A 26,235-nucleotide genomic window follows, 5' to 3' on the forward strand; every position below is an offset into this window, starting at 1 on the left:
TGGCGTTCACAATTGTGAACGTAATGCCTGGGTGGCAGAGTGGCTATGCGTCCGACTGCAGATCGGAATAGATGAGTTCGATTCTCATCCCGGGCTTTGGCGACCACCATGAGTATTAGAGTTGAGAAGACGTTTGCCGCCCTCTTTGCCCTCGAGGACCTGCGTGAGATCTATCGCGGCTCTCTCCCGACGGGTCTCGACGCCGACGAAGAGCAGGCGTTTCGCGCCAAGATCGCGGACCTGAAATCCCTCATCGCGGACCTGGAAAGCGACCGGGGCACCCCCCGGCCATCGAAGATTGCCGGGACGCTGGACGTACGGGCCCGGGAAGAACAGTTCATCAACATTCACCCGATTCAGGCTGCGGGCCGTCTCACGCCTGCTGCCCGCAAAGCCCTGATCTCGTATGGGGACGGGTATTCCACGTGCGACTTCTGCCGGAAGCCGTTTCGTCTCGATAAGATCACGCGGCCCGGGATTGCCGCGTTTCACGCGGACCTCGCGAAGTTCGTGAACATGGACCAGGCGCGGGTAGTTCCCGGCGCCCGGCGGGGGTTCCAGGCGGTCACCTCGACGCTCGTCGGCAAGGGCGACCCGGTCATCGTCTCGGCCCTCGCCCACTACACGGAGTTCCTCGCCGTTGAAGAAGCGGGCGGGGTCGTCAAGGAAGTGCCGCTCGATGCCGGCCACCACGTCACGGCCGACGCCACGGCGGCGAAGATCGAAGACGTCCAGCGGGAGACGGGGAAGACCCCGGCGCTCGTGATGATCGACCACTACGACTACCAGTTTGCGAACGAGCACGACGTCCGGGGGATCGCGAAGGTCGCGCACCAGTATGACATCCCGTTCCTCTACAACGGGGCCTACACGGTCGGCGTCATGCCGGTCGACGGCAAGGCTATCGGGGCCGACTTCGTCGTCGGCTCCGGACACAAGAGTATGGCCTCGGTCGCGCCGTCCGGAGTTCTGGCGACGACCGACGAATGGGCTTCATCGGTGTTGCGCACCACCGCGATGGTCGGCGACGTGACCTCGCGGAAGTTCGGCATCAAGGAAGTGGAGATGCTCGGGTGCACCCTGATGGGAGGAACGCTGCTCTCGATGATGGCGTCGTTCCCCACGGTGGAGGAGCGCACGCTCCGGTGGGACGAAGAGGTGAAGAAGTCGAACTTCTTCATCGACTCGCTGCTCGCGATCACGGGCTCGCAGGTCCTCTCCGAGTATCCGCGGAAGCATACGCTCACCAAAGTCGACACCACCGGAAGTTTCGACACGGTCGCCCGGACCCACAAGCGGCGCGGGTTCTACTTCAGCGACGAACTCTCAAAGCGGGGGATCGTCGGGGAGTTCGCCGGCGCCACCCGGACCTGGAAACTCAACACCTACGGTCTGTCCTGGAAGCAGATCCACTACCTGGCCGATGCGTTCACCGAGATCGCCGATACGTATGGCCTTCCGAGAACCCGATAAGAGAGATATTATGGCAAAGAACACGTTTCACTTAGGGACCGCTGCAGTCCATGCAGGCCAGGTGCCCGACCCCACAACCGGGTCACGCACGGTACCGCTCTATCAGACCTCGTCGTATGTCTTCAAGGACACCGAACAGGCGGCGAACCGCTTCGGGCTCAAAGAACTCGGGAATATCTATACCCGGATCACGAACCCGACGACCGATGTCTTCGAGAAGCGCGTCGCGGCGATCGAGGGAGGCACCGCGGCGCTCGCCACCGCCTCCGGCATGGCGGCGATCGCCTATGCCCTTCTTGCGATCACCCGGCCGGGCGACGAGATCGTCTCCGCGGATAATCTCTACGGCGGCACCTACGAACTCTTCAACTACACGTTCCCGAAACTGGGGCGAAAGGTCGTCTTCGTTCCGTCCACCGATCTCGCGGCGTTCCGGGCGGCGATCACCGACAGAACCCGGGCGGTCTACGCCGAGTCGATCGGCAACCCGAAACTCGACATCCCGGACTTTGCCGAGATCGCCCGGATCGCTCACGCGGCGGGGATCCCGCTCGTCGTGGACAACACGACGGCGGTGGGGCTGGTCCGGCCGTTCGAGCACGGGGCGGATATCGTCGTGCACTCGGCGACGAAGTACATCGGCGGCCACGGGAACTCGATCGGGGGGGTCATCGTTGATTCCGGCAACTTCGCCTGGAACAACGGGAAGTTCCCCGAGTTCACTGAGCCCGATCCGGGGTATCACGGGCTGAACTACTGGGAGACGTTCGGGAACTTCCCGGGGCTCGGCAACGTCGCGCTGGCGTTCAAGACGCGGGTCCAACTCCTCCGGGATACCGGCGCGGTGCTCTCGCCCTTCAACGCCTGGCTCTTCCTCATCGGGCTCGAAACCCTGCACCTCCGGGTCCAGCGCCACGGGGAGAACGCGCAGGCGGTTGCGGAATTCCTCCAGGGTCACCCGAAGGTCGCCTGGGTGAACTACCCCGGTCTGCCCGACCACCCGAGCCATGCGCTTGCGAAGAAGTATCTCGGCGGCGCCAATTACGGCCCGCTTGTCGGGTTCGGCGTTAAGGGCGGGATGGAAGCCGGTAAGCGGTTCATCGAACGCCTCACCCTCTTCTCGCATCTCGCGAACATCGGGGACTCGAAGAGCCTGGTCATCCACCCGGCGTCGACCACTCACCAGCAACTCTCGGCGGAAGAGCAACTTGCAACCGGCGTCACGCCCGATTACGTCAGGCTCGCCATCGGCACCGAGGATATCGAGGACATCATCGCGGACCTCGACCAGGCACTGGAAGGAGTATAGCCATGATCTGTCGATCCGGCTCCGTTGCAGTCATCTGCCGGGCCGGCCCGGGGAGCAGGGATCACCTCCCCTGTTTTCCGGACTATCCTGAGAGGCAGAACATATGAGGATTCTTTCCATCCATGTCGATACCGTATGGTACCGCACTACACGAAAGACAAAGGTGGCGGAAGATATCGGGCCGAAAGAGGACCGGGTGGATGAATGTGTGGTTCTTTTCAGTTGCGTCGAGAAGCTTGATGAACAGAACCCCTCGCACGTTGTTGCAAGCGCCGTAAAGAACATAATTGCCCGGCTCCGGAAACTGAAGGTAAACCGGGTTTTGATCTATCCGTATGCCCATCTCACGAGCACCCTTGGGTCTCCGGAATGCGCGCTTGCCATCTTAAAGAGTCTTGAGAAGGAACTCTGTTCGGCAGCCGTCGATGTAAAGCGGGCGCCGTTCGGCTGGAACAAGGAGTTCGAGATCCACAGCAAAGGCCACCCGCTTGCCGAACTCTCCATGACGATCTGCCCCTACGAAAAGACCGAATGCAACTTCAGGTGTCCTTACTGCAAAAATCCGGTTAACGAGACCGATCTGGAGAAATTGGTTTCGGCAACGAATGCAGCATCGAACAGCAAGAAGACGTTTGCAGGATTTGAGGTCAGCCGATGACCGCATTATGGCTTGTCCGTTACTCGGAAATATTCTTGAAGTCGGACCCCGTCCGCAGGCAGTGGGAGTATCTGCTTGCTTCAAACATCCAGAATGTACTGCCGAACTGCCGGGTAAAGAGCGAGAGAGGTCGTCTCTGGCTTTCAGGAGACGTGGACCCCACCCATCTGGAGAAGGTCTTTGGGATCGTCTCATTCTCGGCAGTTGACAAAATTCCTCTTGAAGAACTCAATGCCGGACTCCTGGAGTTCTGCAAGAGACACGGGTTAAAAGACGCGAAGACGTTTGCAATCCGGATGAAGCGGGTAGGGAAGCATGACTTTACATCGAGCGAAAAGGCGGCGGAACTCGGCGACCTGGTCCGGAACGCATTTCCCCACCTGAAGGTAAACCTCACCGCCCCGGATAAGGAGGTCTTCGTCGAGATCAGGGATGAGGACTGCTACCTGTACGACACGGTCACGAGCGGTCCCGGCGGGCTGCCGCTCGGCAGCGGGGGAACCCTCGTTGCCCTTGTATCGGGGGGTATCGACTCTCCGGTCGCGGCCTATATGATGATGAAGCGCGGTTGCCGCATCATCCCGCTCTACGTGGCGCTCGATGAGTTCCTTGACCAGAGCAACCTTGCACGGACGGAACAGGTCGTCGAATCGCTCCGCCCCTATCAACCGGATATCCGGCTGCAGGTTGTCCGCGATTCCTATCTCGCGTCCGCAAAGAAAGAACTGGTCCGGTCCAAGCTTGAGAAGTACACCTGCCTCCTCTGCAAGAGGAGGATGTACAGGATCGCGGAGTCGTTTGCGCGGAGCGTCGGGGCAAAGGGCATCGTCACCGGGGAGTCCATCGGCCAGGTGGCGTCCCAGACGCTCGATAACCTCATGGTCCTCACTGATGTGGCGACGATCCCCGTGTATCGGCCGCTCATCGGGTTTGATAAGGCTGAGACAATACGCCTCGCAAAGGAGATCGGGACGTACATCCCGTCGACCGTTCGCGCCTCCGGCTGCGGTGCGGTGCCGAAAAAGCCGTCGACGAGAGCACACCTCGAAAAGATCCGGGAGATTGAAGAACGGCTCGTCGCTTCGTCGATACCGATACCGGAGATAACAGAGGACTCCTCGCCGTAACTCTCTTCCGGAGCACCGGACTCCTCTTCTCGTGATTGCGGGCGTAAAGGCATCCTTCCCTGGTGTCTTCCGCGATCACTCTTCTTTCTCTTCCGGAAACTTCTCCTGCCCTCGCGGACGACCGCAGTCTGGGGTATCGTGTCGTTGCTCTGATCTTTGCGAAGAGAAGCGGAACCGCCTGTTGCCGTCTCAAAGCCCGGCCATCGCCCGTGCAGGCAGAGATCGTTTGGAGACCTCCTGATGGACACCAGCGAGGAGCGGGTCACCGGCAGAAGGTATTTTGGCGAGGAGAAAGGAATGATCAGGTGAGGAGACGGGGCTCTAAACCCCAATAAGAAATCCCGCGCGATTGCACCATGAGGAGTTCGTCCATGCGCAGAGAAGATAAGATACTCTATTCCCTCTGTCTGGCAGCTGGTGTAGCCTTACCGACGGCCCTCACAGTCGTAAACTACACGCTGTATGAGAGCAGGTCCCTCGCGATCATGCAGATCCTTTCGGTGATGATCTATATTCCGCTGGCGTTCTGGATCTCCATGGCGTTGACCGGTGACGGAAAGCACCTGACCGAAGGTGAGTGGGATAGATTCTCCGAGGAGAAGAGGGAGACCTTTAAGAAACTGGCGGTCCCGATGGGAAGATTGCTGACCGTAGTGTTGGTAATCGGAGTTGCCGCGCTGGAGATTCTTCTGTTCTTCCACCCGTCGTACTCCTGGGCAATCGTTCTTGTGACAGTGTTGCTTGCAGCCGCCGTATCCATGGTTGGAATCAAGCGCATGGTGGACAGGGCCAGGGGAAACGAAGGTTCCAGGTTCTCATTGCTCTCAAAGAAGGATAAAATGGCCCTGACGCAGATATCGTTAACATCGGTGCTCCTGCTTTCCGCGATGCTGCCGATAACCCTGTTCATATCTGGCGGCATCGGTGGTTCGTTCTCGGTCACGATGGATGAGGAGACAATCAGCATCGATGCGCCCTTGTGTGATTGGGACATAGCCTATTCGGATATAGCGACCTGCGATCTGAAGGACGGGACGTTCGACGTCAGCCGCGAATTCGGCTTGAGCAACTACAAAATAATTGCCGGACAGCTGTACAACGACGAGATAGGTAACTGCAACGGTGCGATTTATAAGGATACGAACGCGTGCGTGCTGATCGAGACGCAGAAGGGAGCGTATTACGTGTTCAACGATGCATCCTTCGAGGGTACCGCCGCGCTGTACGCTGAGATACTGACACACCTATCGTAAAGCCTTAAACTCCTGGCATGGACCATACCTTGCATCGCCGTTCTTTCTCTTCTTCCTACCTATTGACCTCCAGACAATTGTTCGGTGGTCGCAGAGGTGAGTGGTCTCCTCTAGATTTTTCCACGCGTTCATCAGAGCATATGGTGACTCGGCTGGTGTTTGAAGAAAGCGGAGGATTTCAACGGAGTTGAAAAAAAAGATGAAAATCGGTCTACCTGGAGACTCTTTGGACGTGCACATGTATCGGGGGTCGCATGTGCGGCCGCATCATACAGCCACCACCTCCGGCTTTTGGGTGTTCAACCCATACAGGCTCTGCCGGGCGTCGATGAAGTAGTAGTGTTCGACGATGAACCCCTCATTCTTCAAACGACTTAAGGCGTATCTCACGGTCCGCGGCGGCAGAGAGGTCTCGCGTATGAGGTCCTTCTGCGTCAACTGACCCTGCGTCTCCAATACAATATACACGAGCTTTGCCGACGGCGGCAGGTGCCCGATCGTTGCGAGTTTGTTCTCATTTATGGCAAAAACGATCCCTCATAGTGTGGATCACCATATCTACATACGTGTTCACAATTGTTAATTCTTTCGTTTCATTCCCCCGGTGGTCCTATGAATATGCTATCCGAGTTCACAGAGACACCGGCGGGTGACGTTCGCAGTTATTCTGTCCTCTCCGGTCACGCATTCACGCATATTATGGTTGAACCCTCCCGGTCTGCTCTGTTGGTCGCAATCCAGAGGCGCTCCGGGGCACGGCTTTCCACCGGGGCATGTGCATCTCCTCCTGCCGAGGCCGATCCCGGGGACAAAACAGGGCCCATATTACGGCAAGGCAAGAAGCGCCGGAGAATCAGAAGACGGTATCTCTTTCCCCGGCAAAGGGGTCCCCTTCTCTGGGGACCCGGAAAAAAGCTTGATTCCTATACGAACCTTACACCGACGTCGTGCATCCCGTTGAAGCGGGCGATGTTGAGGAGGAGGGGTGTGACGCTCTCGACGATGGATGCGGCGCGAAGTGGGCCCGCATCATAGGCACGGAGGTTTGATACGTTATTGACAATCTCCATAACTTTCTGCTTGGCGCCGTCGTCGTCGCAACAGACGGCAACGGAGTAATCCAGTTCTTCGTCAAGCATCTGCCACCGGTGTGCCGCGATGTTGTTGAACGCAGCACAAACGGTTGCGCTTGCGGGAAGCATCCCCTTGATCATCATCGCCGCCGAGCCTTCCGGCGGAGGGGCGTAGGAGAAGTAAGTCGTGCGTTCGATCGGGTTGACGGGGCTGACGACGATCTTGTCCTCAAACCCGGTCAGGGTCTTCAGGGTCGGGACCACGTGCTTGAACGGTATCGCAAGAATGACAATATCCGCTTCATCGACCGCATACTGGTTGGTGACGCCAAGCAGGCTGCATGTCTGGTCCCGCTCCTGCAGGGAGGCCCTGCAGGCATCACAGGTTGCTATCGCTTTTGTCTCCTCACGCGAACCGACGATTACATCATACTTCGGAGAGAGCCGGAGTGCCATACCCTCCCCGATTTCACCTGTCCCCCCAACGATACCGATCTTCACTGTCTTTGCACCAGCGGTTTTAGGATGCTCTCAAGCTTCTCAAGATCCTGGACGCCTACCAGTTTCTGGACGAGAGCCCCGTCTTTCTCGATGACGAGCGTGGGGACGAACTGAATCTCGTATTTCGTGGCGTACTCTCGCATCTGTTCAGGATCGGCCTCGTCAACGTTGATCTTCCTGATCTCGACCTGGTCGCCCATTCTCTCTCTTAGTTCATCGATGATAGGCGACTGCTGGTGGCACGGGCCACACCACTCAGCGAAAAAGTCCATTAAAACCGGTTTTCCCATACTTATTACCCCATTCACACAAATGTGTGTGAACGGGGCAATAAAGGTTGTGTAAGGTTTTTATTTTGAGAGGATTGCCATGATTATCTTTCCATAGGCGGGCCTGGTGACCAGGATGCCGACCATGGCGCCGAGTATGGTGATGATGGCAAAGCCCCGAAGCGTGGAGAGGTCCATCAGCGCGAGGGGGAACATGGCGATGACGACCGTTGCCACGGACGCGGCGATGATCCCGAGCGCCCGCGCGTACCGCTTCATGTAGAGGCTCGGCGACGGGACCCGCCCTTCGTGGAGCACTTCATCGGTGATGATGACGAGCTGGTCGATGCCGGTGCCCACCACCGCTATCAAACCGGCGATGGAGGCAAGGTCCAGTTGCTGGATGAAGCGGGCGATACCGAGCAGGATGATGATCTCGGAGACGTTGACGGCCAGCATCGGGATCACGATCGTGGGCTCGCGGTAGCGGAGGTAGACCATGACCCCTACGGCGAGCAGCGCGAGGACCCCGGCAAGGAGAACCACCGTCTTGAACTGCTCGCCGAGCGCTGCCGGGACGGAGCCGGACCCGACGACCTCTACATCCACCGGCAGGGCGCCGGCGCGGAGGTGGATCTCGAGTTCCATCGCGTCCTCAAGCCCGGCGTCGCCGAGCCCGGTGCTCGCGGAGAGCGACCTGACCGGGCCCGACCGAAGTTCCGCTGCAAGCTTCTGATTGAGCGGGGCGCTGTAGACGGTCTCGTTGTCGAGGAGCATCACGAGGAAGTGGCTTTCCGGGTTGTTGACCGCTCCATGTTCGATGGCCGCCTTCTGGAACGCCTGGGCGCCCGCATCGGTAAGCGAGAACGCGACGCTCCAGTCCTGATTCCTGGGGTCTTTCTGCGGGACGCCGACGCTGGTGATCTGGTCGCCGTAGATGACGTGCTCGGTCGCGTTCCCGGTTGTCTGGATCCGGATCTCGAACATGCCCTGCTTGCCGACGATCTCCTGTGCCGTCGCCATATCCACGCCGGCGAGTTCTATCCGCACGTACTGCGGATACTCACTTCCTGTCGGCGTGAGCAGGTTGATCCGCGCGTCCTGCATCCCGAGGGCGTTCACCTTCTCGTTGAGGATCCGTTTCACGTCGTCCGCGGTGGGCTGCGATACGCCCTTCTGGTAGGCGACGATCGAGGCGTCCGATGCCGCAAAGATCGGTTCCAGTTCGGCGCGGGAGACGCCCTTTCGGATCTCGAGGTGGTCCGCGTCGATCTGGGTGACGTCCGTCTCAAGGTCTGTCTGCAGGTTATCTATCAGGTCTTCGACCGATCCGCTGGTAGAGTAGGTCACAACGACGGACTGAAACTCCATCTGCAGCCATGAACCGCCTTCAAGGTCGAGGCCGAACTGGAGGTTCCCCTCAAGTCCCTTCTCCGGGTTCGGGGGCGCGAGGTAGATGCCGACGAGGGAGCCTATGACCAGCACGAGCAGCAGGGCCACCCGCCAGTCCTTGATGAGATTCACGATAGTTTCGCTGTTCATTTACTTACCGCCCCGGAGGATGTATTCCTTGAGAATTCCGGCGTTCAGCATCCATGCATTCATCATGTCGATGAGGAGCCCGATGATGAGGACGCTTGCTATCTCGCTGATGATCTGGATCTGTCCTGCCGTGGTGACGACCCACATGGCGGCGATGGCCGCAAGAGTCGTGGTCGTCATGATGATCCCGGTCCTGAAGGCCCCGGAAAGTTTCTCGTCGAGTTTCCCCTTGCGCTTTAAGAGGCGCGTGGTTAAGAGGACGTTACTGTCTGCAGAGTAGCCGATCAACATCAGCAGGGCTGCCGTTGTCCCGAGGGAGAGGGGAATGCCGAAGACCTGCATGGCCGCGGCGGTGATGATGATATCCGAGACCGCCGAGAGGACGATGGCACCCGACGCCACCAGGTGCCGGTACACCAGGAAGATCACGATGGCCACCCCGATGAACGAGATGATCAGGGCGAGGATGGCTTGATTCTGGAGTGTCTTCCCGAAAGTTTCACCGATCTGGTCAATCTTTGCATCGGGATACTTCTCGTTGATGAGTGCGACAAGACCCCGGTGCTCTTCGTCGCTCATGGGACCGAACTGGAGGTATTTCCCGTTGCCGATCCCCTCACCCACCGATAGGAGCGGATACGCCGAGAAGGTCGCCTCTATCGTCTCCTTGTTGTCAGAGGTAAATACAGTGACCGCCGTTCCTCCTACAAAGTCGATGCCCAGTGCCAAGGGCATGCCGGTGGCGAGCGTGGTGTAGCCAAGCACACCCACGGCAAGGAAGAGAAGAACGAGGGGCAGCGTTACCATCTGCCGTGGAGAATATTTGTTAATAATGTCGTATCTGGGGACTTCCATACTGCAATACTGGTATGAATGTGATGTGTTAAAGGGTTGCTTATTGTATAAGCCGGGAATCGAGATCGGTCATGATAGAACCGCCGCCCCCCGGGACTACCCAGCCTGGAGAACTGACCGGAGCTTCCTCAGAAGTGGCCCTGCACATCCCATCCCGGGATGCGCGGACACCCTGCAGGGTGTCCGGGGGAGACCCCCTACGGGGGCGGATACTGCGATTAAAACCGAATATGGTCAATAATATCAACTTTTTCGATAAATCGTGGCGTTACATCCCTCTCTTGCCTATTTCGTCAGACAATTGTCGTCCTACCGTCAGAATACCCGATTAAATGAGTGAAAAGAAAAGATATATATAAAATACCGAATCACAAGCACATATGAGATCGCCCTATGAGCTCAAAAAGGAGGTAGAAACTCGACTCAAAGGTTATCTCGCAAGGGACCGGGATGGAATCCGGCATGAGCTGCTCACCCTCTTTGTAAAGGTGAAATCCCTGACCATACCCCGGATCTACGAGAAATTGCAGGAGCAGTTCACCATCAGTTATCACTCCATTGCATCCATGGTCGGCATCATCGCGTCTCGGATAGGTATCCTGCACGTGAGACGAAACGCGGAGGGAACGAACACCATCTATGAGTTGAAAGACCAGTATGTGGATGTAGTGACGAATATTCTCGGGACAACATAATACTCAGATACACCTCTTTTTTTACACGGAGAACCAATATAAGAGACCATCATGCAGAGTGATATCGGGGGGCCGGGTCCCTCACGGGGAATATCCGTCACGGACGATGTCCGATCGTATGTTCTTCAGAGAAAGCGCGATTTCAGGGTGAGCACGGCTTGTAGCGGCCCGATCCTCCTGCCGACATCGGTAAAACCACCGAAACCGACCGATCTGCAGGTCCCGGTCGGCGGCTATACCATCTACGTCTCGAAGTATCAGGCCCGCTACATCGACTATATCCACAAGGGAATGATTCCTATCTTCTACGACGATCTTCCAGACCATGACCTTTGAAGAACTGGAGCATACCGCCGACGTCCTCATGCGGGTGCGGGGCGCAACCCTGGGCGAAGTCTTTGCCGATGCAGGCCGTGCCATGTTTCACGTGATGTACGGCCCCTGCGAAGACCGCGGCATCGAACGGCGGCTCTCTCTCGAGGCGGAGGACCTCGACTCGCTCCTGATCGACTACCTCTCGGAACTGCTCTTCATCACCGACGTCGAGGACCTCATCTTCTGCACCTTCAACGTCGATATCCAGGGCACCCGGCTCTCCGCCACGGCGCGAGGGGAGCCCTTCGACCCCGCGCGGCACTCCGGAGGGACGATCGTCAAGGGTGTATCTTACTCCGGGCTCGAAATCGTTAAAGAAGAAGAAGGTTATGTGGTGGACATCATCTTCGATATCTGAGGGATCTCATGCTTGAAGGAATCAACAGGATTGGGGACCTCGAATGGGAGGTCCCTATCGGATACGTCCCCGATATGCGGGTGCCGGGGCGTTTCTTCCTCTCCCGGGAGCTGATGGAGACGCTCGAGGAGGGAGCGGTCCGTCAACTCGCGAACGTCGCGACCCTGCCCGGGATTGTGAGGCACTCCCTTGCCATGCCCGACATCCACTGGGGATATGGGTTTCCCATCGGCGGTGTTGCCGCGTTTGATATGACCGAAGGGGTCATATCTCCCGGCGGGGTCGGGTTCGACATCAACTGCGGCGTCCGGCTGATCACGACGCCCCTGAAGGAAGCCGATCTCGCCAGCAAGAAACGGGAGCTGATTGAAAGGCTCTTTGATGCCGTGCCGACGGGTGTGGGTGGAAAGAGCGCCATGCGCGTCTCGAACAGGGAACTCTCCGAGATCATGGTCGGCGGCTCACGGTGGGCGGTTGAGCGTGGACTCGGCACCGGAGCCGACCTTGTCCGGTGTGAAGAAGAGGGTGCGATGCCGGGCGCGGAGCCGGATGCGGTCAGTGCCAAAGCGCGCCAGCGGGGCATGCCGCAGCTCGGGACGCTCGGCGCGGGAAACCACTTTCTGGAGGTTCAGGTGGTGCGGGAGGTCGTCGATCCCGAAGCTGCAGAGGTCTATGGGGTCGCCGAGGGGCAGGTCTGCTTCATGGTTCACTGCGGTTCGCGCGGCCTCGGCCACCAGGTCGCCACCGACCACTTACGGGTGCTCGAGGGCGCACTCGGCAAGCATCAGATACACCTCCCCGACCGGCAGCTCGCCTGCGCTCCGCTCGACTCCCCGGAAGGCCGCGCCTACTACGGCGGCATGGTCTGCGCTGCAAACTACGCCTGGGCAAACCGGCAGATCATCATGCACGAGGCACGGAAGGTATTTGCGCATCTGTTTGGGATCGACTACGACGAGATGCGGCTCATCTACGACGTCGCGCACAACGTCGCCAAGTTCGAGCGTCACGAGGTCGACGGTGCGTCGATGGAGGTCTGCGTCCACCGCAAAGGTGCAACGCGGGCGTTCGGTCCCGGGACTCCGGGCATCCCCCGCGAGTATGCTGCGGTCGGGCAGCCGGTCCTCATCCCCGGGAGCATGGGGACGTCTTCTTACCTCCTCCGCGGCACGGCGACCGCGATGCAGAAGACCTTCGGGAGCACCTGTCACGGCTCGGGGAGAGTGCTCAGCCGGTCGAAGGCAAAGAAAGAGGTTCGCGGGAAAGAACTCCGGGAACTCCTCGCGAGGGCCGGTGTCCTGGTGCGTGCTCACAGCGACTCGGCCCTCGCAGAGGAAGCGCCCGAAGTCTATAAACCGAGCAAGGAGGTGGTGCGCGTCGTGCACGATGCGGGCCTCTCGGGTATCGTCGCCCGGCTGGAGCCGCTCGGGGTGATCAAGGGGTGACCTGCAGAACCGGGCTGATCTGGGACAGCCCCCTTACGTTCTCGCGGCTCATCGAGGATTGCGGCGCCTGCTGCGAGGCGATCAGCCCCCACATGCTTGCTTCCCCGTTCTGGCGCGGGCGGTTCGTCCTGCTCATCGTGCCGACGGGGTTCGCAAACCCGGCCTATTCAAACCTCCTTCCGGCGCTCCGCGCTGCAAGCGGCCGCCTCCGGCATTTCGTCGAGAACGGCGGCCGGCTGCTGGTCTTCGGTGCGGGGTGCCGTCGGGAAGACGCCTACGATTGGCTCCCTTTCCCGCTAACGTATGCGTTCGTCTATGGGCCCCGCGCCGTCCGGTTCACCGGCGAGAGCAGGTACAATTCCCTCTTCTCCGGTTACGACCTTGCCGCCGTCGAGTGCGACGGCTCGTTCCCGGCTCACGGCGGCGAGACGCTTGCTGCCTCTCCTGAAGGCGAGGCGCTTCTCGTCGGGAAGGCGGTCGGTGACGGCATGATCCTGGTCTCCAGTATCCACGAGTATCCGTCGCGTGAATTCTTAAAGGACTTCTCCTGCGGAGAGAGGGAAACCTTATTCTAGATAAACCCTGATGGAAAGTAGGGATACGACCATGGAGCACTATGTTATCTCTGAATCTTCGAGAGCGCGCGATCTCGCTCCCGTCATGATCTGCATCCATGATCTGCTTGGCCGTCTGCCCGTCACGGCACGGTCCCGGGACTACCCGGGAATCAGGATCGAGGATGGGAAAATCGTCGACGAGGCCTACACTGGCCCCATCCTCGAGGAGGTCCTGGCGGAGAATGCTACCCGGCGGGTCAGACCCCCGGCGGGCCCTTACAAAGGCATCCCGGTGGCGGTGGCGCCGGTGAGGGACGGCGAGGGCAGGGCCATCGGCGCAATCGGGATCGTCGATGTGACCGGCATCTTTGATCTGGCGGGTTTCATGGAGCAGAGTGCAGAGATCCGGCGGCAGGTCTGCGGTCGGGACCCATGTCCGCTCCCGACGGAGTCGCCCGCAGCGAAAAGGTAATGCATATGAAAGATACGGCAATCAACGTACTGGAGATCCTTGAAAAGTCGCCCGGTCCGATATCGGGAGAACGGGTTGCAGAGCAACTGGGTATCACCCGATCGGCTGTCTGGAAACAGATCCGCGAACTCCGGAGGCTAGGATATAAAATATCGTCGTCGCGGGCGGAAGGCTACCGCCTCGAGGAGACAACCGACCGGCTCCTGCCCTATGAGGTCCATAAACGGCTCAACACCCGGTTCATTGGAAGGCAGATCCGCCACTTCGATAGCATCCCCTCCACGAGCGGGATCGGGAAGAAATTTGCCGACGAGACCGACCCCGAGCAGCTGCACGGCATGGTGATCATCGCCGAAGAGCAGACCGGCGGGGTTGGAAGGCTTGGACGCGCCTGGGTCTCGCCTGCCGGCGGCATATGGGTCACCATTCTCTTAAAGCCGATGGTTCCGCTTGATCGCCTCTTCATGATAACGATGGCCGGGTCGATTGCGATTGCCCGCGCCATCCGGAAGGAGTACGACATCAGCGCGCTTATCAAGTGGCCAAACGACATCTTCATCGGAGATCGGAAGGTGGCGGGCCTGCTCCTGGAACTTGCTGCAGAGGCGGATACCATCCACTACGCCCTGCTCGGGATCGGGATCGACGCGAACGTCTCCCTCGACGACCTCTCGCCGAACCTGAAGGATACGGTGACCACGCTCCGGAAGGAGGTCGGTCATGAGGTCGACCGTGTGGCCCTTCTTGCGCGGGTCCTGCGGGAGTTCGAACTGCGCTACCAGCAGCTCGAAGACGGCGAATATGACTCCCTCGTCCGCGAATGGAAGACCCTCTCGCTGACGCTCGATCATCGGGTAGCCATCAAGACTGTCAATAAGACATTTACGGGAGAGGCCATCGATATCGATGAGCATGGCGCCCTGCTCATCCGGAAGGACAACGGGAAGATAGAACGGGTCATCGCCGGCGACTGTTTCCAGATCTAGAACGCCCCGCTCCTGTCAACCAGAAACTGTAAGGTTGTTGACAGGATTTTTATTGTCAACCATCCAACGTAGGATGGTTTACATGCAACACCGTGCTCAGATTCTCGCCTACAGCGGCACGTTCATCGCGCTGATCGCCGCCGGGAGCTGGGTATCCATTCCGCTGCCCCCGGTCCCGCTCACGCTTCAGACCCTCTTTGTTCTGCTCTCGGGGATCGTCATGAAGCGGTATGCAGTGATTCCCCTCGGCCTCTACGTCCTCCTCGGTGCGGCTGGCCTCCCGGTCTTTCACAACGGCATGGCGGGCCTCGGGGTGCTTCTCGGTCCCACGGGTGGGTTCCTGCTCGGTTTTGTCCCCGCCGCTCTCGTCGCCGGGCTTGCCTACGAGCATTCATCGCCGAAGTTCCGGGTCGCGGGGCTGATTGCCGCGACCGGCGTAACCTACCTCTTCGGCGTCGCGTGGCTCGCTTATTCGGCATCGCTCACGCTCCCGGAGGCGGTTATGCTCGGGGTTGCCCCGTTCCTCGTCGGCGATGCCGTGAAGATTCTGGCCGCATACACCATAGGAAAGCGGGTGGCATGATCCGGATCGTCGGTCTGCAGCACCGGTTCCTCGAAGTCCCGGATCTCACGCTGGATGCGCGCCGCATCGCCGTGATCGGACCGAACGGGAGTGGAAAGACAACATTTCTCTCGGTCTGCTCCGGCATTGAGGAGCCGCGCACCGGGACGGTCCGGCTTCTCGGGAGGCCGCCGTCGTCCGTGAAGATCGGGTGGGTGGGGGAGTTCCCCGACCGAACGCTTCTCTTTTCCCGGGTATGCGACGAGATCGCATCAACTCCCCGATTCCGCCACCGTTCCTGCCGTGAAACTGATGAGAACGTCAGGGCAGCCGCTATGCGGGTCGGGATTCCCCACCTCCTCGCGAAGAAGGTCTCGGCTCTCTCGGGGGGCGAGAAGGCACTCGTTGCACTGGCCGCGGCCATCGTCGACGACCCTGAGGTGCTCATTCTGGACGAGGCCGACTCGCACCTGGATGCCGGGACGGCAGAACGTGTCCAGCGCGTCGTGCAGGAGAGCACGGCGACCCACGTGCTCTGGTGCACGCAGTCGATGGATACCGCGGCCGGTGCGGACTACGTCCTCTTCATGGAGGGGGGTGCGGTCAGGCGCCAGGGTACGCCCGAAGAGGTCTTTTCGACGCTTGAGGAGACGTGCTTCTACCCTTCGATGTGGAGGGTCCGCCGGTGAGGGTCGACCTTGACAGCCTCGTCTTCTCCCGTGGCCCGTTCACGATCCGGGGCAGCGGCACCTTCGAAGAAGGCAGGCACCTGGTCAACGGACCGGTGGGGAGCGGGAAATCGACGCTCGCCCTTCTGCTTGCCGGGCTGCTCCATCCCGGGAGCGACAGCGTTCGGAGGCACGGCGTCTCGTCGGTCCAGCTCCTGCTGCAGTTCCCCGAATACCACGTCACCCGCCCGACCGTTGCCGAAGAGGTCGGCTCCTGGGGGCTTGCGCCGGAGGAGGTGCTCGCGCGGGCGGACCTTGCCGGGCGCGCCGACGATGACCCGTTCCACCTCTCCCGCGGCGAGCTCAAGCGTCTGACCCTGATCTGCACGCTGATGCGGGCCCCCGACCTGCTGCTTCTGGACGAACCGTTCAGTTCTCTGGATTGCGCCGCGAAGCGGAAGGTCTGCAGGATGATCGAGGAGAGGGACGCGGGGATCACCGTCATCTTCTCGCACGAACGCGCGGTCCTCCCCCGGGTGGAGGCTCTCTGGGAGATGGAGGGCGGCGTCCTGACCTCTCTTGGCAGTGTTCCCGGGGCGATCCCGCGGTGGCGGTACGCCCCGCCCTACCTCCGGTATGCTCTGAGCGAGGGTGCCCGCCCGGAGAACATCAGGCTGACCGATGCCCGGGAGGCGCTATGCAGGACCCGAGGTTGAGACTTTTTGTCACCGTATTCCTCTCTCTCGCCGCATTTGCAAGCACGGCGGGAGCCGTCGCCGCCCTCGTCTGGTGGCTTGTTGCGACGCCGCGCACCAGGACTTTTCCGCGGCCGGGGGTGCTTCTCTCTCTCATTGCAATGATCGCCGCCGCAGCGCTGGTCTCCGAATGGGGAGGCGGTCCGGGCCTCTCCTACCTGATCCGGATGGTCGCGGTCCTTCTGCTTGCCGTGTGGGCGTATGCGGAGATGAAGGAGGGGGAGGTTCTTTCTGTGGCGGTCTGGGCCCTCGGGGACCGGATTGGGTTCGAGATCGGGCTCATTGCCGAGATGGGGCTTACAGGGCTTGCGGTAATCCGGCAGGAGATCGATCAGATGCAGGTTGCCATGGCGTTGAAGGGGGTCCTTCCGGGCATTCGCTCGATCGTGCCGCTTGCCGTCACTCTCATCGTCACCCAGATCCGGCGAGCCGATGAGATGGCCCGGCTGCTCGTAGTACGGGGATACACGCTTGGAGGGCATGTCTGCCCCCGGTTCGAAACGACCCGACGGGATGTTCTGGTATCTCTTGCGGCCGTTCTGCTCGTTTTTTATTCTACCTGCCTCTTCGCGACGTTTTTATATTATTAGGGCGAATTTTTTAGAGGCTTATTGATGTATTCTCAGCCCTTCGAGGTGCAAAATTCGATGTGTGCTGCCAAATCCGATACACTCTCTATCACCGATACCACGCTCAGGGACGCGCATCAGTCGCTCATCGCTACCCGGTTGCGGACCGAAGATATGCTCCCTCTTGCTCGTGTCATCGACGAAGTGGGGTTCTTCTCCGTCGAAGCCTGGGGTGGGGCGACCTTTGACAGCTGCATCAGGTTTCTCAACGACGATCCCTGGGAACGCCTCCGGATGCTGAAGGCGGAACTGACCCGCACTCCCATCCAGATGCTTTTGCGGGGTCAGAACCTCGTGGGCTACCGGCACTATCCCGACGATGTGGTCGAGAAGTTTGTCGAGGCGTCCGCACGAAACGGGGTCGACATCTTCCGGGTCTTTGATGCCCTGAACGATATCCGGAACATGAAGAAGGCGATGGAAGAGGTGCAGAACGTCGGGGCGCACCTGCAGGGTGCGATATCCTACACGACAAGTCCGGTTCATTCCGTCGCGACGTTCATCGATATGGCGCAGGAACTCTACGCGCTCGGCTGCGACTCGATCTGCATCAAGGACATGGCCGGCCTGATCATGCCGCACGATGCCCGGGAGCTGATTACGGGGATCAAGAGGACAGTGGACATCAGGGTCTGCCTCCATTCCCATTGCACGAGCGGCGTCGCGCCCCTGAGTTACCAGGCGGCGATCGATGCGGGCGTGGATATCCTTGATACGGCGATGTCGCCGTTCGCTCTCGGCACCTCTCAGCCCCCGACGGAGAGCGTTGTTGCAAGCGTTGCCGGAACGCCGCGGGGTACCGGCATCGACCTGGTACGGCTGCGCGAGGTGCGAAATGTCTGCCGGGGGTTGCGGGAGAAGTACGAGCCGCTCTTTTCTCCCATTGCCGACCGGGTCGACTCGGACGTGCTGATCTACCAGCTCCCGGGCGGCATGATCTCCAACCTCGTCTCCCAGTTGAAGGAGCAGGATGCGCTTGACCGCCTGGATGAGGTGCTCCACGAGATCCCCCGGGTCAGGAAGGACCTCGGCTATCCCCCGCTTGTGACGCCGACGAGCCAGATCGTGGGTACCCAGGCGGTGCTCAACGTCCTCATGGGCGCCGAGCGCTACCGGAACGTGACCACGGAGGTGAAAGAGTATGTCCGCGGCCAGTATGGCCGCCCCCCCGCCCCGATCCGTCCCGAAGTGCGGAAGTTGATCATCGGCGACGAAGAGCCGATCACGGTTCGCCCGGCGGACCTTCTCCCGCCCATCTACGATCAGATGCGGGCGGAAGCGGAGAAGCAGGGCCTCAGCACCCGGGTAGAGGATGTTCTCACCTACATCCTCTACCCGAACATCGCTCCGTCGTTCCTCCGGGGCGAACGCCGGGCTGAAGCAATCCCTGAGAAGACGGCGGCACCTGCGGGGTCGGTGAATGTTGCCGAGATCCCCCGTTCCATGGAGGTGGAGGTGGACGGCGAGATCTTCTCGGTCCGGATCGTCACCGTAGAGGGAGGTTCGGTCTCGGCTCCAAAGTCCGCTCCGGCGGTCCGGGAAAGGGCGCCCCGCGGCGATATCGCCGGCGGCGTGAAGAGCAACATGCAGGGGATGGTCCTGAAGGTGATGACCCAGCGGGGAAGCGCCGTTAAGAAGGGGGATACGCTCATCGTCCTTGAGGCAATGAAGATGGAGAACCCCATCCGCAGTCCGCGCGACGGCACGGTGGCGGAGATCTTCGTGGATGCCGGGGACGTCGTGCAGAACGGGGACGTGCTGATGGTCATTGAGTAGGGCCCGATTACCTGAACGAGAGAACTTGTGCGATGAAGTACTTTGATAAGATCCTGATCGCCAACCGCGGTGAGATTGCCATCCGCGTTATGCGCGCCTGTCGGGAACTGGGTATCGATACGGTTGCAATCTACTCCGAGCCGGACAAGAATGCGCTCCACGTCAAGTATGCCGACGAAGCGTTCTGTGTCGGGGAGGCGCACCCGTCGAAGAGTTATCTCAACAAGGAGCGGATCTGTGCTGTGGCGAGGAAGACCGGAGCCGAGGCGATCCATCCGGGGTATGGGTTCCTTGCCGAGAACGCCGGGTTTGCGAAATTGGTCGAGGATGAAGGACTGACGTTCATCGGGCCGTCCTGGAAGACGATCGAGGCGCTGGGCTCGAAGATCGGGTCGAAGCGGATGATGCGCGAGGCCGGCGTCCCGGTTCTTCCCGGCACGCCGGAGGGTGTCGAAAGCGTCGATGCGGCGAAGAAGGTCGCCGCTGAGATCGGCTATCCGGTTATCGTGAAGGCGAGCGCAGGCGGCGGCGGTATCGGCATGCATATCGCCGAGAACGAGGGAGAACTCGAGGAAGCAATCGAGAAGGGCAGGCGGATCGCCGAATCCGCTTTCGGAGACCCGACGATCTTCGTCGAAAAGTACCTTACGAAGCCGCGACATGTCGAGATCCAGATCGTTGCCGACGCAAAGGGGCACACCCTCCATCTCTACGACCGCGAGTGCTCTATTCAGCGCCGGCATCAAAAACTGCTCGAGGAGGCGCCCTGCCCGATCATGACGCCCGCTCTCCGGGAGCAGATGACGGCATCGGCCATCGCCGCCGCGAAGGCGGCGAATTATAAGAATGTCGGCACGGTGGAGTTCCTCTATGCGAACGGCAACTACTACTTCATGGAGGTGAACACCCGGCTGCAGGTGGAGCACACGGTGACGGAGTTCATTACCGGGATCGATATGGTGAAGCAGCAGATTGCCATCGCCGCCGGGGAGGATCTCGCGATGGACCAGGAGGACGTCAGCATCCGGGGGCATGCGATCGAGTGCCGGATCAACGCAGAGGACCCGCTGAACGATTTCGCTGCCGATCCGGGCAAGATCGTCCGGTACCGGTCCCCCGGAGGGCCGGGGATACGGGTCGACTCCGGGATCCATGTGGGCTATACCATCCCCCCGCACTACGACTCGATGATCTCCAAACTCTGCGCATGGGGGTCCGACCGTGAGGAGGCAATCCAGCGGATGCGGCGGGCCATCTACGAGTACGTCATTCTGGGCGTGAAGACGACGCTCCCCCTCCATTATGCGATCATGCATAACGCCCACTTCATCGCTGGCGATACGCATACGCACTTCCTGCAGGAAGAGCATATCGCAACAAGCCTGAACCGCTACCTCCATGAGGAAGAGGCGCGTATGCAGACACTTGCTGCATCGCTGCGGCAGGGAAAGCATGTGGCGGCGATCACTGCAGCGGTCAACGTGTATCTGCAGAAAAACATGAAGTAACTCGCCGTCCTATTTTTTCCGGGGAGCATAAGGTTTATTTGCCAATACGCCATTGTTATAATGCACTTTGTATGCTGCGGTGGCCTAGCTGGTTAGGGCGCCAGACTCATAGGGTTTTGAGAAGAACGGTGCGTCCAATCCTGGGACATCTGGAGATCGTGGGTTCGGATCCCACCCGCAGCATCCGTTATTCAGGTTCAGATCTGTCAGCAAATGCTTTTATACCCCTATTCTGACCTCCCTTGCATGGGAGCGTTCACAGCACCAATCCAAACTGACAGGGAGTTCCATCCCGTCGATAAAACCTACGCCACTACAGCCGTCCGGAAAGCAGTGGCCAAGGGCCTCCTCACCCGCGACGATGCCGATCTCATCACCGAGTTCGTGACGGAGCTCCAGGCGTCGCAAGGAATCACAACTGTCCGGGTAAACAAGATCACGTCGCACCTGATCAACTGGCGCCGCTACGTCTGTCCCTACCGGGAAGCAACCATCGGTGATATCTTCTCCGCCATAGCCACGATCAAAGAAGCCAGGAACCAGCGTGACAGGCCGTTCAAGCAGAACACCCTGCACGACTACATCATGTTCCTCAAGCGGTTCTACCTCTGGATGATCGAGAACGACTACTCGGATCTCTCGAAAGTCAAGATCCAGAAGATCAAACCGCCGCGGATGGATCGATGTACCAAACTTCCTGACCAGATGCTCTCGCAGGAGGAGGTCGGAGCGCTCCTGCGGGCCTGCCAGTCCTCCCGCGACCGGGCGATCATCGCACTCCTCTACGAGTCCGGGTGCCGCATCGGCGAACTCGGCCGGTTGACCTGGCGTCGCGTGCAGTTCGACACCTACGGTACAGTGGTCTCCGTCGAGGATACCAAGTGCCATACTCAGCGTTACGTCCGGCTAGTCATGGCCACGCCGTACCTCGCGGCCTGGAGGAACGACTACCCCTTCGAACCCGTCGGCGACGCCCTGGTCTTCATCACGTATCAGAGGCGGCCGCTCCAGCACGCCACCATCTACGGGCAGCTCCCCAAGATCGCCGGGCGGGCTGGCATCACCAAGAAGATCACCCCGCACATCTTCCGGCACTCACGGATCACGCACCTCATCAATCAGGGGATGAAAGAGTCGGTCATCAAGCTGATGATGTGGGGGAACCTCAACACCGATATGTTCGCCACTTACGCCCACCTCACCGGCCAAGACATCGATAAGGAAGTCCTCGGCCAGTACGGCATCCTCCCGCAGGAGGAAGCGGAGGCGCGATGCCTCGAACCGGTGCAGTGTCCCGGCTGCAAGACCATCAACGCCCCGCGTGCGAACTACTGCTCCACCTGCGGCAAGTCATTCACTGACGACGGGGAGGATGTGCAGGATGCAATGGGCAAGGATGTGCTGGAGAACCCGGAGCTCGTGCGGAAATTGCTCAACGAGCTGATCGAGGAGAAGAAGCGGAAGGGTGAGTTATGATGCTCACCCCCCGCCCCATGAGGGGGGCAATCACTATAAAGTACACCGAAATTAACAACTTTGATAAGGTTGGTGCACTCAATGAGGAACGTGGGAGACGACAAGTGACAATTGAGATCCTGAAGTCCATCGCCCGCCACGGACAGGTATTCACACTCGAGCAGCTGCACCGACAGACAGGGACCCCGAAAAGCGTGCTTTCGGTGATGCTCTCCCGGTGGGAAGATCGGGGCTTTGTCGAGCGAATCGAGAGGGGGAAATACCTGATCATCCCGCTCGCGAGCGAGAAGGGCAAGTACACGCTCCACGAATTTGTGATCGCCTCACATCTCGTCCGGCCATCCGCGATTGCATACTGGAGCGCTCTCCACTACCACGGCCTGACAGAGCAGATCCCGATGACGGTCTTTGTCCAGACAACGGCGCGGAAGAAGAACAACCAGCTCGAGGTGTTCGGCGTGGACTACCGGATCGTGCGGGTAAAGCCGGAGAAGTTCTTCGGCTTTGCGAAGGAATGGATCGAGGAGACACAGGTCACCGTCACCGACAGGGAGAAGACTCTAGTCGACTGCCTCGACAGACCCGAATACGCGGGAGGGATCGTCGAGGTTGCAAAGGCGCTGGAGAACGCATCGCTGGACCGCGAGACCCTGAGCCGGTACGCCCGGATGATCGGGAACAACGCTGTTGTCCGGAGGCTCGGTTATCTGAGCGAGCGTATGGGAATTCCACTGGATCTGCCGCTCCCGACATCCAGGAATTACCTCCTCCTCGATCCTACGATGCCGCGCCAGGGAGAGAACGATCCGAGGTGGCGGCTGGTCATCAACACTGAGATAACACGTCAGGGGGACTCCGAGTGATACCGATTGTGGAGATTAAAGAGACCGCCCGCGCCTTCGGGGTTCCGCCCTCGACTATCGAGCGGGACTATGCACAGAACTGGCTCCTCGCTCATCTGAGCGCCCTCCCCATGGCGCTGAAAGGTGGGACAGGAATCCGGAAAGTCTTCATCGAGAACTACCGCTTCTCGGACGATCTCGACTTCACCCTGCTGGAGCCGCACGAGAAGGAGGCGCTGCGGGAGGCGGTGAAGGACGCGGTATCCCATGCGCGAGAGGAGAGCGGCATCAGGTTCGAGGAGGATATCGACATTATCGAGACGACAACCGGATTCCGGGCGACGGCCTTGTTCAGGATCATCCCCATGAACGCATCCACCCCAACCAAAATCATCATCGACCTCACGACCATGAGTAATGAAAGTATTCTGCTCCCTGTTGAGAAGAGACGGATCTACCACCCGTACTCGGACAAACTCACTGCCGGGATAACCTGTTACTGCCTGGAGGAGATCATGGCCGAGAAGATCCGCTCTCTCTTCCAGCGGGTACGTCCGCGGGATATCTACGATATCCGGCACCTGGCCGACCGCGTGAACCCGGACGCCGTGAGGAGCATTCTCCGCCGGAAATGCGAATGCAAGGAGGTCATCCCGAGCAGTTCCGTGCTCGCGGGGAGGCGTGAACGATTCTCAGCATCATGGAACGCATCGCTCCGGCATCAGATGAAAGTTGTCCCGAACTTCGAGGAGGCATTTGAATGGGCGTTGGATTGTGTCGAACTGTATACTCAACGGTCCGGTGAGGTTCCGCAGGCTCGGGGTGACGATCGGAGTGATTGAAATGCCGCATAACTACGCAATTATGATCTTCTTCAGCGACGAGGACGAGGGGTTCATCGCCGTTGCCCCGGAGCTTCCGGGGTGCCCCGCGTTCGGCGAGACCGAAGAGGAGGCGCTCTCCGAAGTGAAGGTGGCTATCGACCTCTGGCTCGAGACCGCCCGGGAGCACCTGCGGGAGATCCTTGCAGGGAAGGACGTTGCCCGCGGGGAGATGGCGTGACCTCTTGTACATCGTTCATTCTCGTTGCCGTCTCATCTCAAGGACTATATACTCAACGGACGAACACCAAAAAGACAATCGGTCGGCCGGGGTCGGTCGCGATTAGATAGGGATGGAAAAGTGGCGGAGAAGACGGGAGTTGAACTCTCGATCCTCAACGGGAAGGTCGGGGAGGGGTCATGGTTCTCCGCATTTTCTGGGATGGACCCTCAGGGCCATTTCCTGTGGGGAGGAGAGATGTCGTTGTTTGTTTCAAAGTTTCTTCAATAGGGAATGGCACCTTTCCTTACTTTTTCAATGAACCGCTGTCGATTGCCCGGGTATTAAATCCCGGCTTGTCCAATAACCAAACCGCAGGTCCGTGCACCACATCGGAGTAACAGCATGCTCGATTATTTTGCCGGGTTGAATCCGGTTCTCCAGGCGCTTCTTGCCGGGCTTTTCACCTGGGGCTTGACCGCTCTCGGTGCTGCGGGCGTTTTTTTCTCGCGGGAGCCGGACCGTCGGAGACTTGACGGCATGCTCGGGTTTGCAGCCGGTGTTATGCTTTCTGCCAGTTTCTGGTCGCTCCTGTTGCCCGCAATCGAACTCTCCGGCTCGACCGGCCTTGGGGCCAGCATTCCGGCAGCGGTCGGGTTCCTCGCCGGCGGCGTGTTCCTGCGCGGTCTCGATGCTCTGCTCCCGCATATCCACCCGGGATACCCTCTGCCGGAGGCGGAAGGGCCGAGATCGTCTCTTCGCAGGACAACGCTTCTCGTGATCGCCATCACGATGCACAACATCCCGGAAGGGTTTGCGGTCGGGGTAGCGTTTGGCGCTGTCGCTGCCGGCCTCTCCCATGAGGCCCTGGGGGCGGCGATTGCTCTTACAATCGGCATCGGTCTGCAAAACTTCCCGGAAGGCTTTGCCGTATCGGCCCCGCTCGCCGGGGAAGGCTACTCCCGGACCCGGAGTTTCATGTATGGCCAACTTTCCGCGATTGTAGAGCCGATTGCTGCCGTTTTCGGGGCGGCTCTGGTATTCGTCGTCCAGCCGCTGCTCCCGTATGCCCTTGCCTTTGCTGCCGGTGCAATGATCTTCGTCGTCGGGGAAGAAGTGATCCCCGAATCGCAGAGGCATGGAAATACGGATCTCGCCACAATGAGCCTGCTTGTCGGTTTTGTAACGATGATGATACTGGATGTCACGTTCAGCTGATCTGTGCGCGGTGTTTGCACAAGATTTCATTCCAAACCCTCGGGGTCGTGGCGGTGTGATAGATCCGGCTGGGGGGTCTTGGAGGCCGGTTTTCTCTCCCTTATGCGACACGGGCAAGGTGTTTCCGGGTATTATGTGCTCGTCCGGGATGTCGGGAACAACCGTGTGGCGTTCTCTTGAGTTTTGGGCATGACGGTAAGCGGGTTGAACGATTACATTTATGGACGGCTCCGAATCTGTATATGGTATGGTAAAGGGTTCGATGGAGAGAATCGGTGCGACATTTCGAGAGATAAACCGCCATTTTGAGGAGAGTTACCGGGAAACATTTGAGATCCCGATGGACGCCCTGCACGAACGAAAAAGCGGGTCGATGCGGATCGCGAACTTCCAGTTCAACTGGGTATTCGGGGAGGCTGACGGTTATGAATACATGGAGTTCTATCGTTTCCATCATTTCGGAGACGAACATGCCAGAATATGGGAAGACGGCGCCATCGAACCCCTCGATACCCTTGAAACTATGTATGCCTATGATCCAAAGGTCCCCGGAGATAGGGAACGAAAGAAGGAGGAATCGGCGCGCAGGTATGAGAATCTGCTCAAGGAACTCTCGAAGATCGGGCTTCTGGAGGAGATGCCCTGTCGTGCTGTCATAAATTCCTATCTGGTCTTACGAAAGGATGGAGAGTAATACCAGCACTCGGCTCCCTCTCCGGAAAAGATACGGGCTGGCAGGAAACCTCACCTGGATGACCGACCGTCTGGCTCCATGTCTCCGTCTACCCCTACCTGCTCAGCATGAATTGGAG

The 26,235-nt window shown here is 59.5% G+C and carries 29 protein-coding genes and 2 tRNA genes; 26 read left to right on the forward strand and 5 right to left on the reverse strand.

From position 1 onward, the window contains the following. Nucleotides 1–25: 25 nt before the first annotated feature. From BRA42_RS08135 to BRA42_RS08160, 6 genes are all read left to right on the forward strand, one after another. A tRNA-Cys gene (locus BRA42_RS08135) sits at nucleotides 26–96 on the forward strand. A gap of 12 nt (nucleotides 97–108) precedes the next feature. After that, nucleotides 109–1,473, forward strand: a complete 1,365-nt coding sequence (gene pscS, locus BRA42_RS08140) for an O-phospho-L-seryl-tRNA:Cys-tRNA synthase (RefSeq protein ID WP_342772122.1) — start codon at nucleotides 109–111, stop codon at nucleotides 1,471–1,473. Nucleotides 1,474–1,483: 10 nt separating this feature from the next. Next, complete coding sequence (locus BRA42_RS08145; RefSeq protein ID WP_342772123.1) at nucleotides 1,484–2,782, forward strand: O-acetylhomoserine aminocarboxypropyltransferase/cysteine synthase family protein; 1,299 nt, start codon at nucleotides 1,484–1,486, stop codon at nucleotides 2,780–2,782. A gap of 103 nt (nucleotides 2,783–2,885) precedes the next feature. After that, on the forward strand, nucleotides 2,886–3,440 hold the full coding sequence (locus BRA42_RS08150) for a threonyl-tRNA synthetase editing domain-containing protein (RefSeq protein ID WP_292409427.1): 555 nt from the start codon (nucleotides 2,886–2,888) through the stop codon (nucleotides 3,438–3,440). After that, nucleotides 3,437–4,567, forward strand: coding sequence for a tRNA uracil 4-sulfurtransferase ThiI (thiI, locus tag BRA42_RS08155; protein ID WP_292409426.1), 1,131 nt, complete (start codon nucleotides 3,437–3,439; stop codon nucleotides 4,565–4,567). The genes BRA42_RS08150 and thiI overlap by 4 nt, the downstream gene beginning before the upstream one ends. A 371-nt stretch (nucleotides 4,568–4,938) precedes the next feature. Continuing rightward, on the forward strand, nucleotides 4,939–5,820 hold the full coding sequence (locus tag BRA42_RS08160; RefSeq protein WP_292409424.1) for a PH domain-containing protein: 882 nt from the start codon (nucleotides 4,939–4,941) through the stop codon (nucleotides 5,818–5,820). A gap of 267 nt (nucleotides 5,821–6,087) precedes the next feature. Here the strand turns inward: BRA42_RS08160 and BRA42_RS08165 are convergent, their stop codons facing one another. From BRA42_RS08165 to BRA42_RS08185, 5 genes are all read right to left on the reverse strand, one after another. After that, nucleotides 6,088–6,288, reverse strand: a complete 201-nt coding sequence (locus tag BRA42_RS08165) for a winged helix-turn-helix domain-containing protein (protein WP_292409422.1) — start codon at nucleotides 6,286–6,288, stop codon at nucleotides 6,088–6,090. Between the two features lie 455 nt (nucleotides 6,289–6,743). Continuing rightward, a complete protein-coding gene (gene npdG / locus BRA42_RS08170) occupies nucleotides 6,744–7,394 on the reverse strand; it encodes an NADPH-dependent F420 reductase (protein WP_292409420.1) in 651 nt (216 codons plus the stop codon). Next, the gene (locus tag BRA42_RS08175; protein ID WP_292409417.1) at nucleotides 7,391–7,684 is read right to left on the reverse strand and encodes a thioredoxin family protein; all 294 of its coding nucleotides are present in this window, start codon (nucleotides 7,682–7,684) and stop codon (nucleotides 7,391–7,393) included. The genes npdG and BRA42_RS08175 overlap by 4 nt, the downstream gene beginning before the upstream one ends. A gap of 60 nt (nucleotides 7,685–7,744) precedes the next feature. Then, nucleotides 7,745–9,205 carry a preprotein translocase subunit SecD gene (locus BRA42_RS08180; RefSeq protein WP_342686209.1) on the reverse strand — a complete coding sequence of 487 codons (1,461 nt, stop codon included), beginning with the start codon at nucleotides 9,203–9,205 and terminating at the stop codon, nucleotides 7,745–7,747. Beyond that, nucleotides 9,206–10,060: a protein translocase subunit SecF gene (locus BRA42_RS08185; protein WP_292409414.1), complete on the reverse strand. Its 855-nt coding sequence runs from the start codon at nucleotides 10,058–10,060 to the stop codon at nucleotides 9,206–9,208. A 380-nt stretch (nucleotides 10,061–10,440) separates the two neighbouring features. Between BRA42_RS08185 and BRA42_RS08190 the strand changes: the two genes are divergently transcribed. The 20 genes from BRA42_RS08190 (at nucleotide 10,441) to BRA42_RS08285 (ending at nucleotide 26,117) form a co-directional block, all read left to right on the forward strand. Then, nucleotides 10,441–10,755, forward strand: a complete 315-nt coding sequence (locus tag BRA42_RS08190) for a DUF2551 domain-containing protein (RefSeq protein WP_292409412.1) — start codon at nucleotides 10,441–10,443, stop codon at nucleotides 10,753–10,755. Between the two features lie 51 nt (nucleotides 10,756–10,806). Next, nucleotides 10,807–11,091: a hypothetical protein gene (locus BRA42_RS08195; RefSeq protein WP_342771279.1), complete on the forward strand. Its 285-nt coding sequence runs from the start codon at nucleotides 10,807–10,809 to the stop codon at nucleotides 11,089–11,091. Continuing rightward, nucleotides 11,081–11,488, forward strand: a complete 408-nt coding sequence (locus BRA42_RS08200; RefSeq protein ID WP_292409408.1) for an archease — start codon at nucleotides 11,081–11,083, stop codon at nucleotides 11,486–11,488. Before BRA42_RS08195 ends, BRA42_RS08200 begins: the two co-directional genes overlap by 11 nt. Before the next feature lie 8 nt (nucleotides 11,489–11,496). Continuing rightward, a complete protein-coding gene (locus tag BRA42_RS08205; RefSeq protein ID WP_292409406.1) occupies nucleotides 11,497–12,933 on the forward strand; it encodes an RtcB family protein in 1,437 nt (478 codons plus the stop codon). Next, nucleotides 12,930–13,508: a hypothetical protein gene (locus tag BRA42_RS08210; RefSeq protein ID WP_292409404.1), complete on the forward strand. Its 579-nt coding sequence runs from the start codon at nucleotides 12,930–12,932 to the stop codon at nucleotides 13,506–13,508. The genes BRA42_RS08205 and BRA42_RS08210 overlap by 4 nt, the downstream gene beginning before the upstream one ends. Before the next feature lie 10 nt (nucleotides 13,509–13,518). Next, nucleotides 13,519–13,962: a DUF2111 domain-containing protein gene (locus BRA42_RS08215; RefSeq protein WP_292409402.1), complete on the forward strand. Its 444-nt coding sequence runs from the start codon at nucleotides 13,519–13,521 to the stop codon at nucleotides 13,960–13,962. Between the two features lie 5 nt (nucleotides 13,963–13,967). After that, nucleotides 13,968–14,948, forward strand: coding sequence for a biotin--[acetyl-CoA-carboxylase] ligase (locus BRA42_RS08220; RefSeq protein WP_342770402.1), 981 nt, complete (start codon nucleotides 13,968–13,970; stop codon nucleotides 14,946–14,948). A gap of 82 nt (nucleotides 14,949–15,030) precedes the next feature. Continuing rightward, complete coding sequence (locus BRA42_RS08225) at nucleotides 15,031–15,531, forward strand: biotin transporter BioY (RefSeq protein WP_394339228.1); 501 nt, start codon at nucleotides 15,031–15,033, stop codon at nucleotides 15,529–15,531. Then, nucleotides 15,528–16,199, forward strand: a complete 672-nt coding sequence (locus BRA42_RS08230; RefSeq protein ID WP_292409396.1) for an ATP-binding cassette domain-containing protein — start codon at nucleotides 15,528–15,530, stop codon at nucleotides 16,197–16,199. Before BRA42_RS08225 ends, BRA42_RS08230 begins: the two co-directional genes overlap by 4 nt. Further along, complete coding sequence (locus BRA42_RS08235) at nucleotides 16,163–16,894, forward strand: ATP-binding cassette domain-containing protein (protein WP_342770403.1); 732 nt, start codon at nucleotides 16,163–16,165, stop codon at nucleotides 16,892–16,894. The genes BRA42_RS08230 and BRA42_RS08235 overlap by 37 nt, the downstream gene beginning before the upstream one ends. Beyond that, the gene (locus tag BRA42_RS08240; RefSeq protein WP_342770404.1) at nucleotides 16,876–17,523 is read left to right on the forward strand and encodes an energy-coupling factor transporter transmembrane component T; all 648 of its coding nucleotides are present in this window, start codon (nucleotides 16,876–16,878) and stop codon (nucleotides 17,521–17,523) included. Before BRA42_RS08235 ends, BRA42_RS08240 begins: the two co-directional genes overlap by 19 nt. Nucleotides 17,524–17,580: 57 nt before the next feature. Then, nucleotides 17,581–19,338 carry a sodium-extruding oxaloacetate decarboxylase subunit alpha gene (gene oadA / locus BRA42_RS08245; protein WP_292409390.1) on the forward strand — a complete coding sequence of 586 codons (1,758 nt, stop codon included), beginning with the start codon at nucleotides 17,581–17,583 and terminating at the stop codon, nucleotides 19,336–19,338. 32 nt (nucleotides 19,339–19,370) lie between these two features. Beyond that, nucleotides 19,371–20,846: an acetyl-CoA carboxylase biotin carboxylase subunit gene (locus tag BRA42_RS08250; protein WP_292409388.1), complete on the forward strand. Its 1,476-nt coding sequence runs from the start codon at nucleotides 19,371–19,373 to the stop codon at nucleotides 20,844–20,846. A gap of 73 nt (nucleotides 20,847–20,919) precedes the next feature. After that, nucleotides 20,920–21,029, forward strand: a tRNA-Met gene (locus BRA42_RS08255). 63 nt (nucleotides 21,030–21,092) lie between these two features. Beyond that, on the forward strand, nucleotides 21,093–22,322 hold the full coding sequence (locus tag BRA42_RS08260) for a site-specific integrase (RefSeq protein WP_342770405.1): 1,230 nt from the start codon (nucleotides 21,093–21,095) through the stop codon (nucleotides 22,320–22,322). A 104-nt stretch (nucleotides 22,323–22,426) separates the two neighbouring features. Further along, on the forward strand, nucleotides 22,427–23,185 hold the full coding sequence (locus BRA42_RS08265) for a type IV toxin-antitoxin system AbiEi family antitoxin domain-containing protein (RefSeq protein WP_292409385.1): 759 nt from the start codon (nucleotides 22,427–22,429) through the stop codon (nucleotides 23,183–23,185). Continuing rightward, nucleotides 23,182–24,006 (forward strand): nucleotidyl transferase AbiEii/AbiGii toxin family protein, encoded by an 825-nt coding sequence (locus tag BRA42_RS08270; RefSeq protein ID WP_292409382.1) that lies wholly within the window; start codon nucleotides 23,182–23,184, stop codon nucleotides 24,004–24,006. Before BRA42_RS08265 ends, BRA42_RS08270 begins: the two co-directional genes overlap by 4 nt. Before the next feature lies 1 nt (nucleotide 24,007). Further along, nucleotides 24,008–24,226 carry a type II toxin-antitoxin system HicB family antitoxin gene (locus BRA42_RS08275; RefSeq protein WP_292409380.1) on the forward strand — a complete coding sequence of 73 codons (219 nt, stop codon included), beginning with the start codon at nucleotides 24,008–24,010 and terminating at the stop codon, nucleotides 24,224–24,226. Nucleotides 24,227–24,610: 384 nt separating this feature from the next. Further along, entirely contained in the window at nucleotides 24,611–25,423 is an 813-nt protein-coding gene (locus BRA42_RS08280; RefSeq protein ID WP_342770406.1) for a ZIP family metal transporter, read from the forward strand. A 220-nt stretch (nucleotides 25,424–25,643) separates the two neighbouring features. Next, on the forward strand, nucleotides 25,644–26,117 hold the full coding sequence (locus BRA42_RS08285; protein ID WP_292409376.1) for a hypothetical protein: 474 nt from the start codon (nucleotides 25,644–25,646) through the stop codon (nucleotides 26,115–26,117). The last annotated feature ends 118 nt before the right edge of the window (nucleotides 26,118–26,235 follow it).

The sequence above is a fragment of the Methanoculleus sp. UBA374 genome (assembly GCA_002508705.1).
Taxonomy (GTDB): domain Archaea; phylum Halobacteriota; class Methanomicrobia; order Methanomicrobiales; family Methanoculleaceae; genus Methanoculleus; species Methanoculleus palmolei.

Excerpts from the sequence above, each read along its gene's own strand:
- pscS (WP_342772122.1), top strand. The coding sequence starts at position 109 with ATGAGTATTAGAGTTGAGAAGACGTTTGCCGCCCTCTTTGCCCTCGAG.
- BRA42_RS08145 (WP_342772123.1), top strand. The coding sequence starts at position 1,484 with ATGGCAAAGAACACGTTTCACTTAGGGACCGCTGCAGTCCATGCAGGC.
- BRA42_RS08150 (WP_292409427.1), top strand. The coding sequence starts at position 2,886 with ATGAGGATTCTTTCCATCCATGTCGATACCGTATGGTACCGCACTACA.
- thiI (WP_292409426.1), top strand. The coding sequence starts at position 3,437 with ATGACCGCATTATGGCTTGTCCGTTACTCGGAAATATTCTTGAAGTCG.
- BRA42_RS08160 (WP_292409424.1), top strand. The coding sequence starts at position 4,939 with ATGCGCAGAGAAGATAAGATACTCTATTCCCTCTGTCTGGCAGCTGGT.
- BRA42_RS08175 (WP_292409417.1), bottom strand. The coding sequence starts at position 7,684 with ATGGGAAAACCGGTTTTAATGGACTTTTTCGCTGAGTGGTGTGGCCCG.
- BRA42_RS08180 (WP_342686209.1), bottom strand. The coding sequence starts at position 9,205 with ATGAACAGCGAAACTATCGTGAATCTCATCAAGGACTGGCGGGTGGCC.
- BRA42_RS08185 (WP_292409414.1), bottom strand. The coding sequence starts at position 10,060 with ATGGAAGTCCCCAGATACGACATTATTAACAAATATTCTCCACGGCAG.
- BRA42_RS08190 (WP_292409412.1), top strand. The coding sequence starts at position 10,441 with ATGAGATCGCCCTATGAGCTCAAAAAGGAGGTAGAAACTCGACTCAAA.
- BRA42_RS08195 (WP_342771279.1), top strand. The coding sequence starts at position 10,807 with ATGCAGAGTGATATCGGGGGGCCGGGTCCCTCACGGGGAATATCCGTC.
- BRA42_RS08200 (WP_292409408.1), top strand. The coding sequence starts at position 11,081 with ATGACCTTTGAAGAACTGGAGCATACCGCCGACGTCCTCATGCGGGTG.
- BRA42_RS08205 (WP_292409406.1), top strand. The coding sequence starts at position 11,497 with ATGCTTGAAGGAATCAACAGGATTGGGGACCTCGAATGGGAGGTCCCT.
- BRA42_RS08215 (WP_292409402.1), top strand. The coding sequence starts at position 13,519 with ATGGAAAGTAGGGATACGACCATGGAGCACTATGTTATCTCTGAATCT.
- BRA42_RS08220 (WP_342770402.1), top strand. The coding sequence starts at position 13,968 with ATGAAAGATACGGCAATCAACGTACTGGAGATCCTTGAAAAGTCGCCC.
- BRA42_RS08225 (WP_394339228.1), top strand. The coding sequence starts at position 15,031 with ATGCAACACCGTGCTCAGATTCTCGCCTACAGCGGCACGTTCATCGCG.
- BRA42_RS08230 (WP_292409396.1), top strand. The coding sequence starts at position 15,528 with ATGATCCGGATCGTCGGTCTGCAGCACCGGTTCCTCGAAGTCCCGGAT.
- BRA42_RS08240 (WP_342770404.1), top strand. The coding sequence starts at position 16,876 with ATGCAGGACCCGAGGTTGAGACTTTTTGTCACCGTATTCCTCTCTCTC.
- oadA (WP_292409390.1), top strand. The coding sequence starts at position 17,581 with ATGTGTGCTGCCAAATCCGATACACTCTCTATCACCGATACCACGCTC.
- BRA42_RS08250 (WP_292409388.1), top strand. The coding sequence starts at position 19,371 with ATGAAGTACTTTGATAAGATCCTGATCGCCAACCGCGGTGAGATTGCC.
- BRA42_RS08260 (WP_342770405.1), top strand. The coding sequence starts at position 21,093 with ATGGGAGCGTTCACAGCACCAATCCAAACTGACAGGGAGTTCCATCCC.
- BRA42_RS08275 (WP_292409380.1), top strand. The coding sequence starts at position 24,008 with ATGCCGCATAACTACGCAATTATGATCTTCTTCAGCGACGAGGACGAG.
- BRA42_RS08280 (WP_342770406.1), top strand. The coding sequence starts at position 24,611 with ATGCTCGATTATTTTGCCGGGTTGAATCCGGTTCTCCAGGCGCTTCTT.
- BRA42_RS08285 (WP_292409376.1), top strand. The coding sequence starts at position 25,644 with ATGGACGGCTCCGAATCTGTATATGGTATGGTAAAGGGTTCGATGGAG.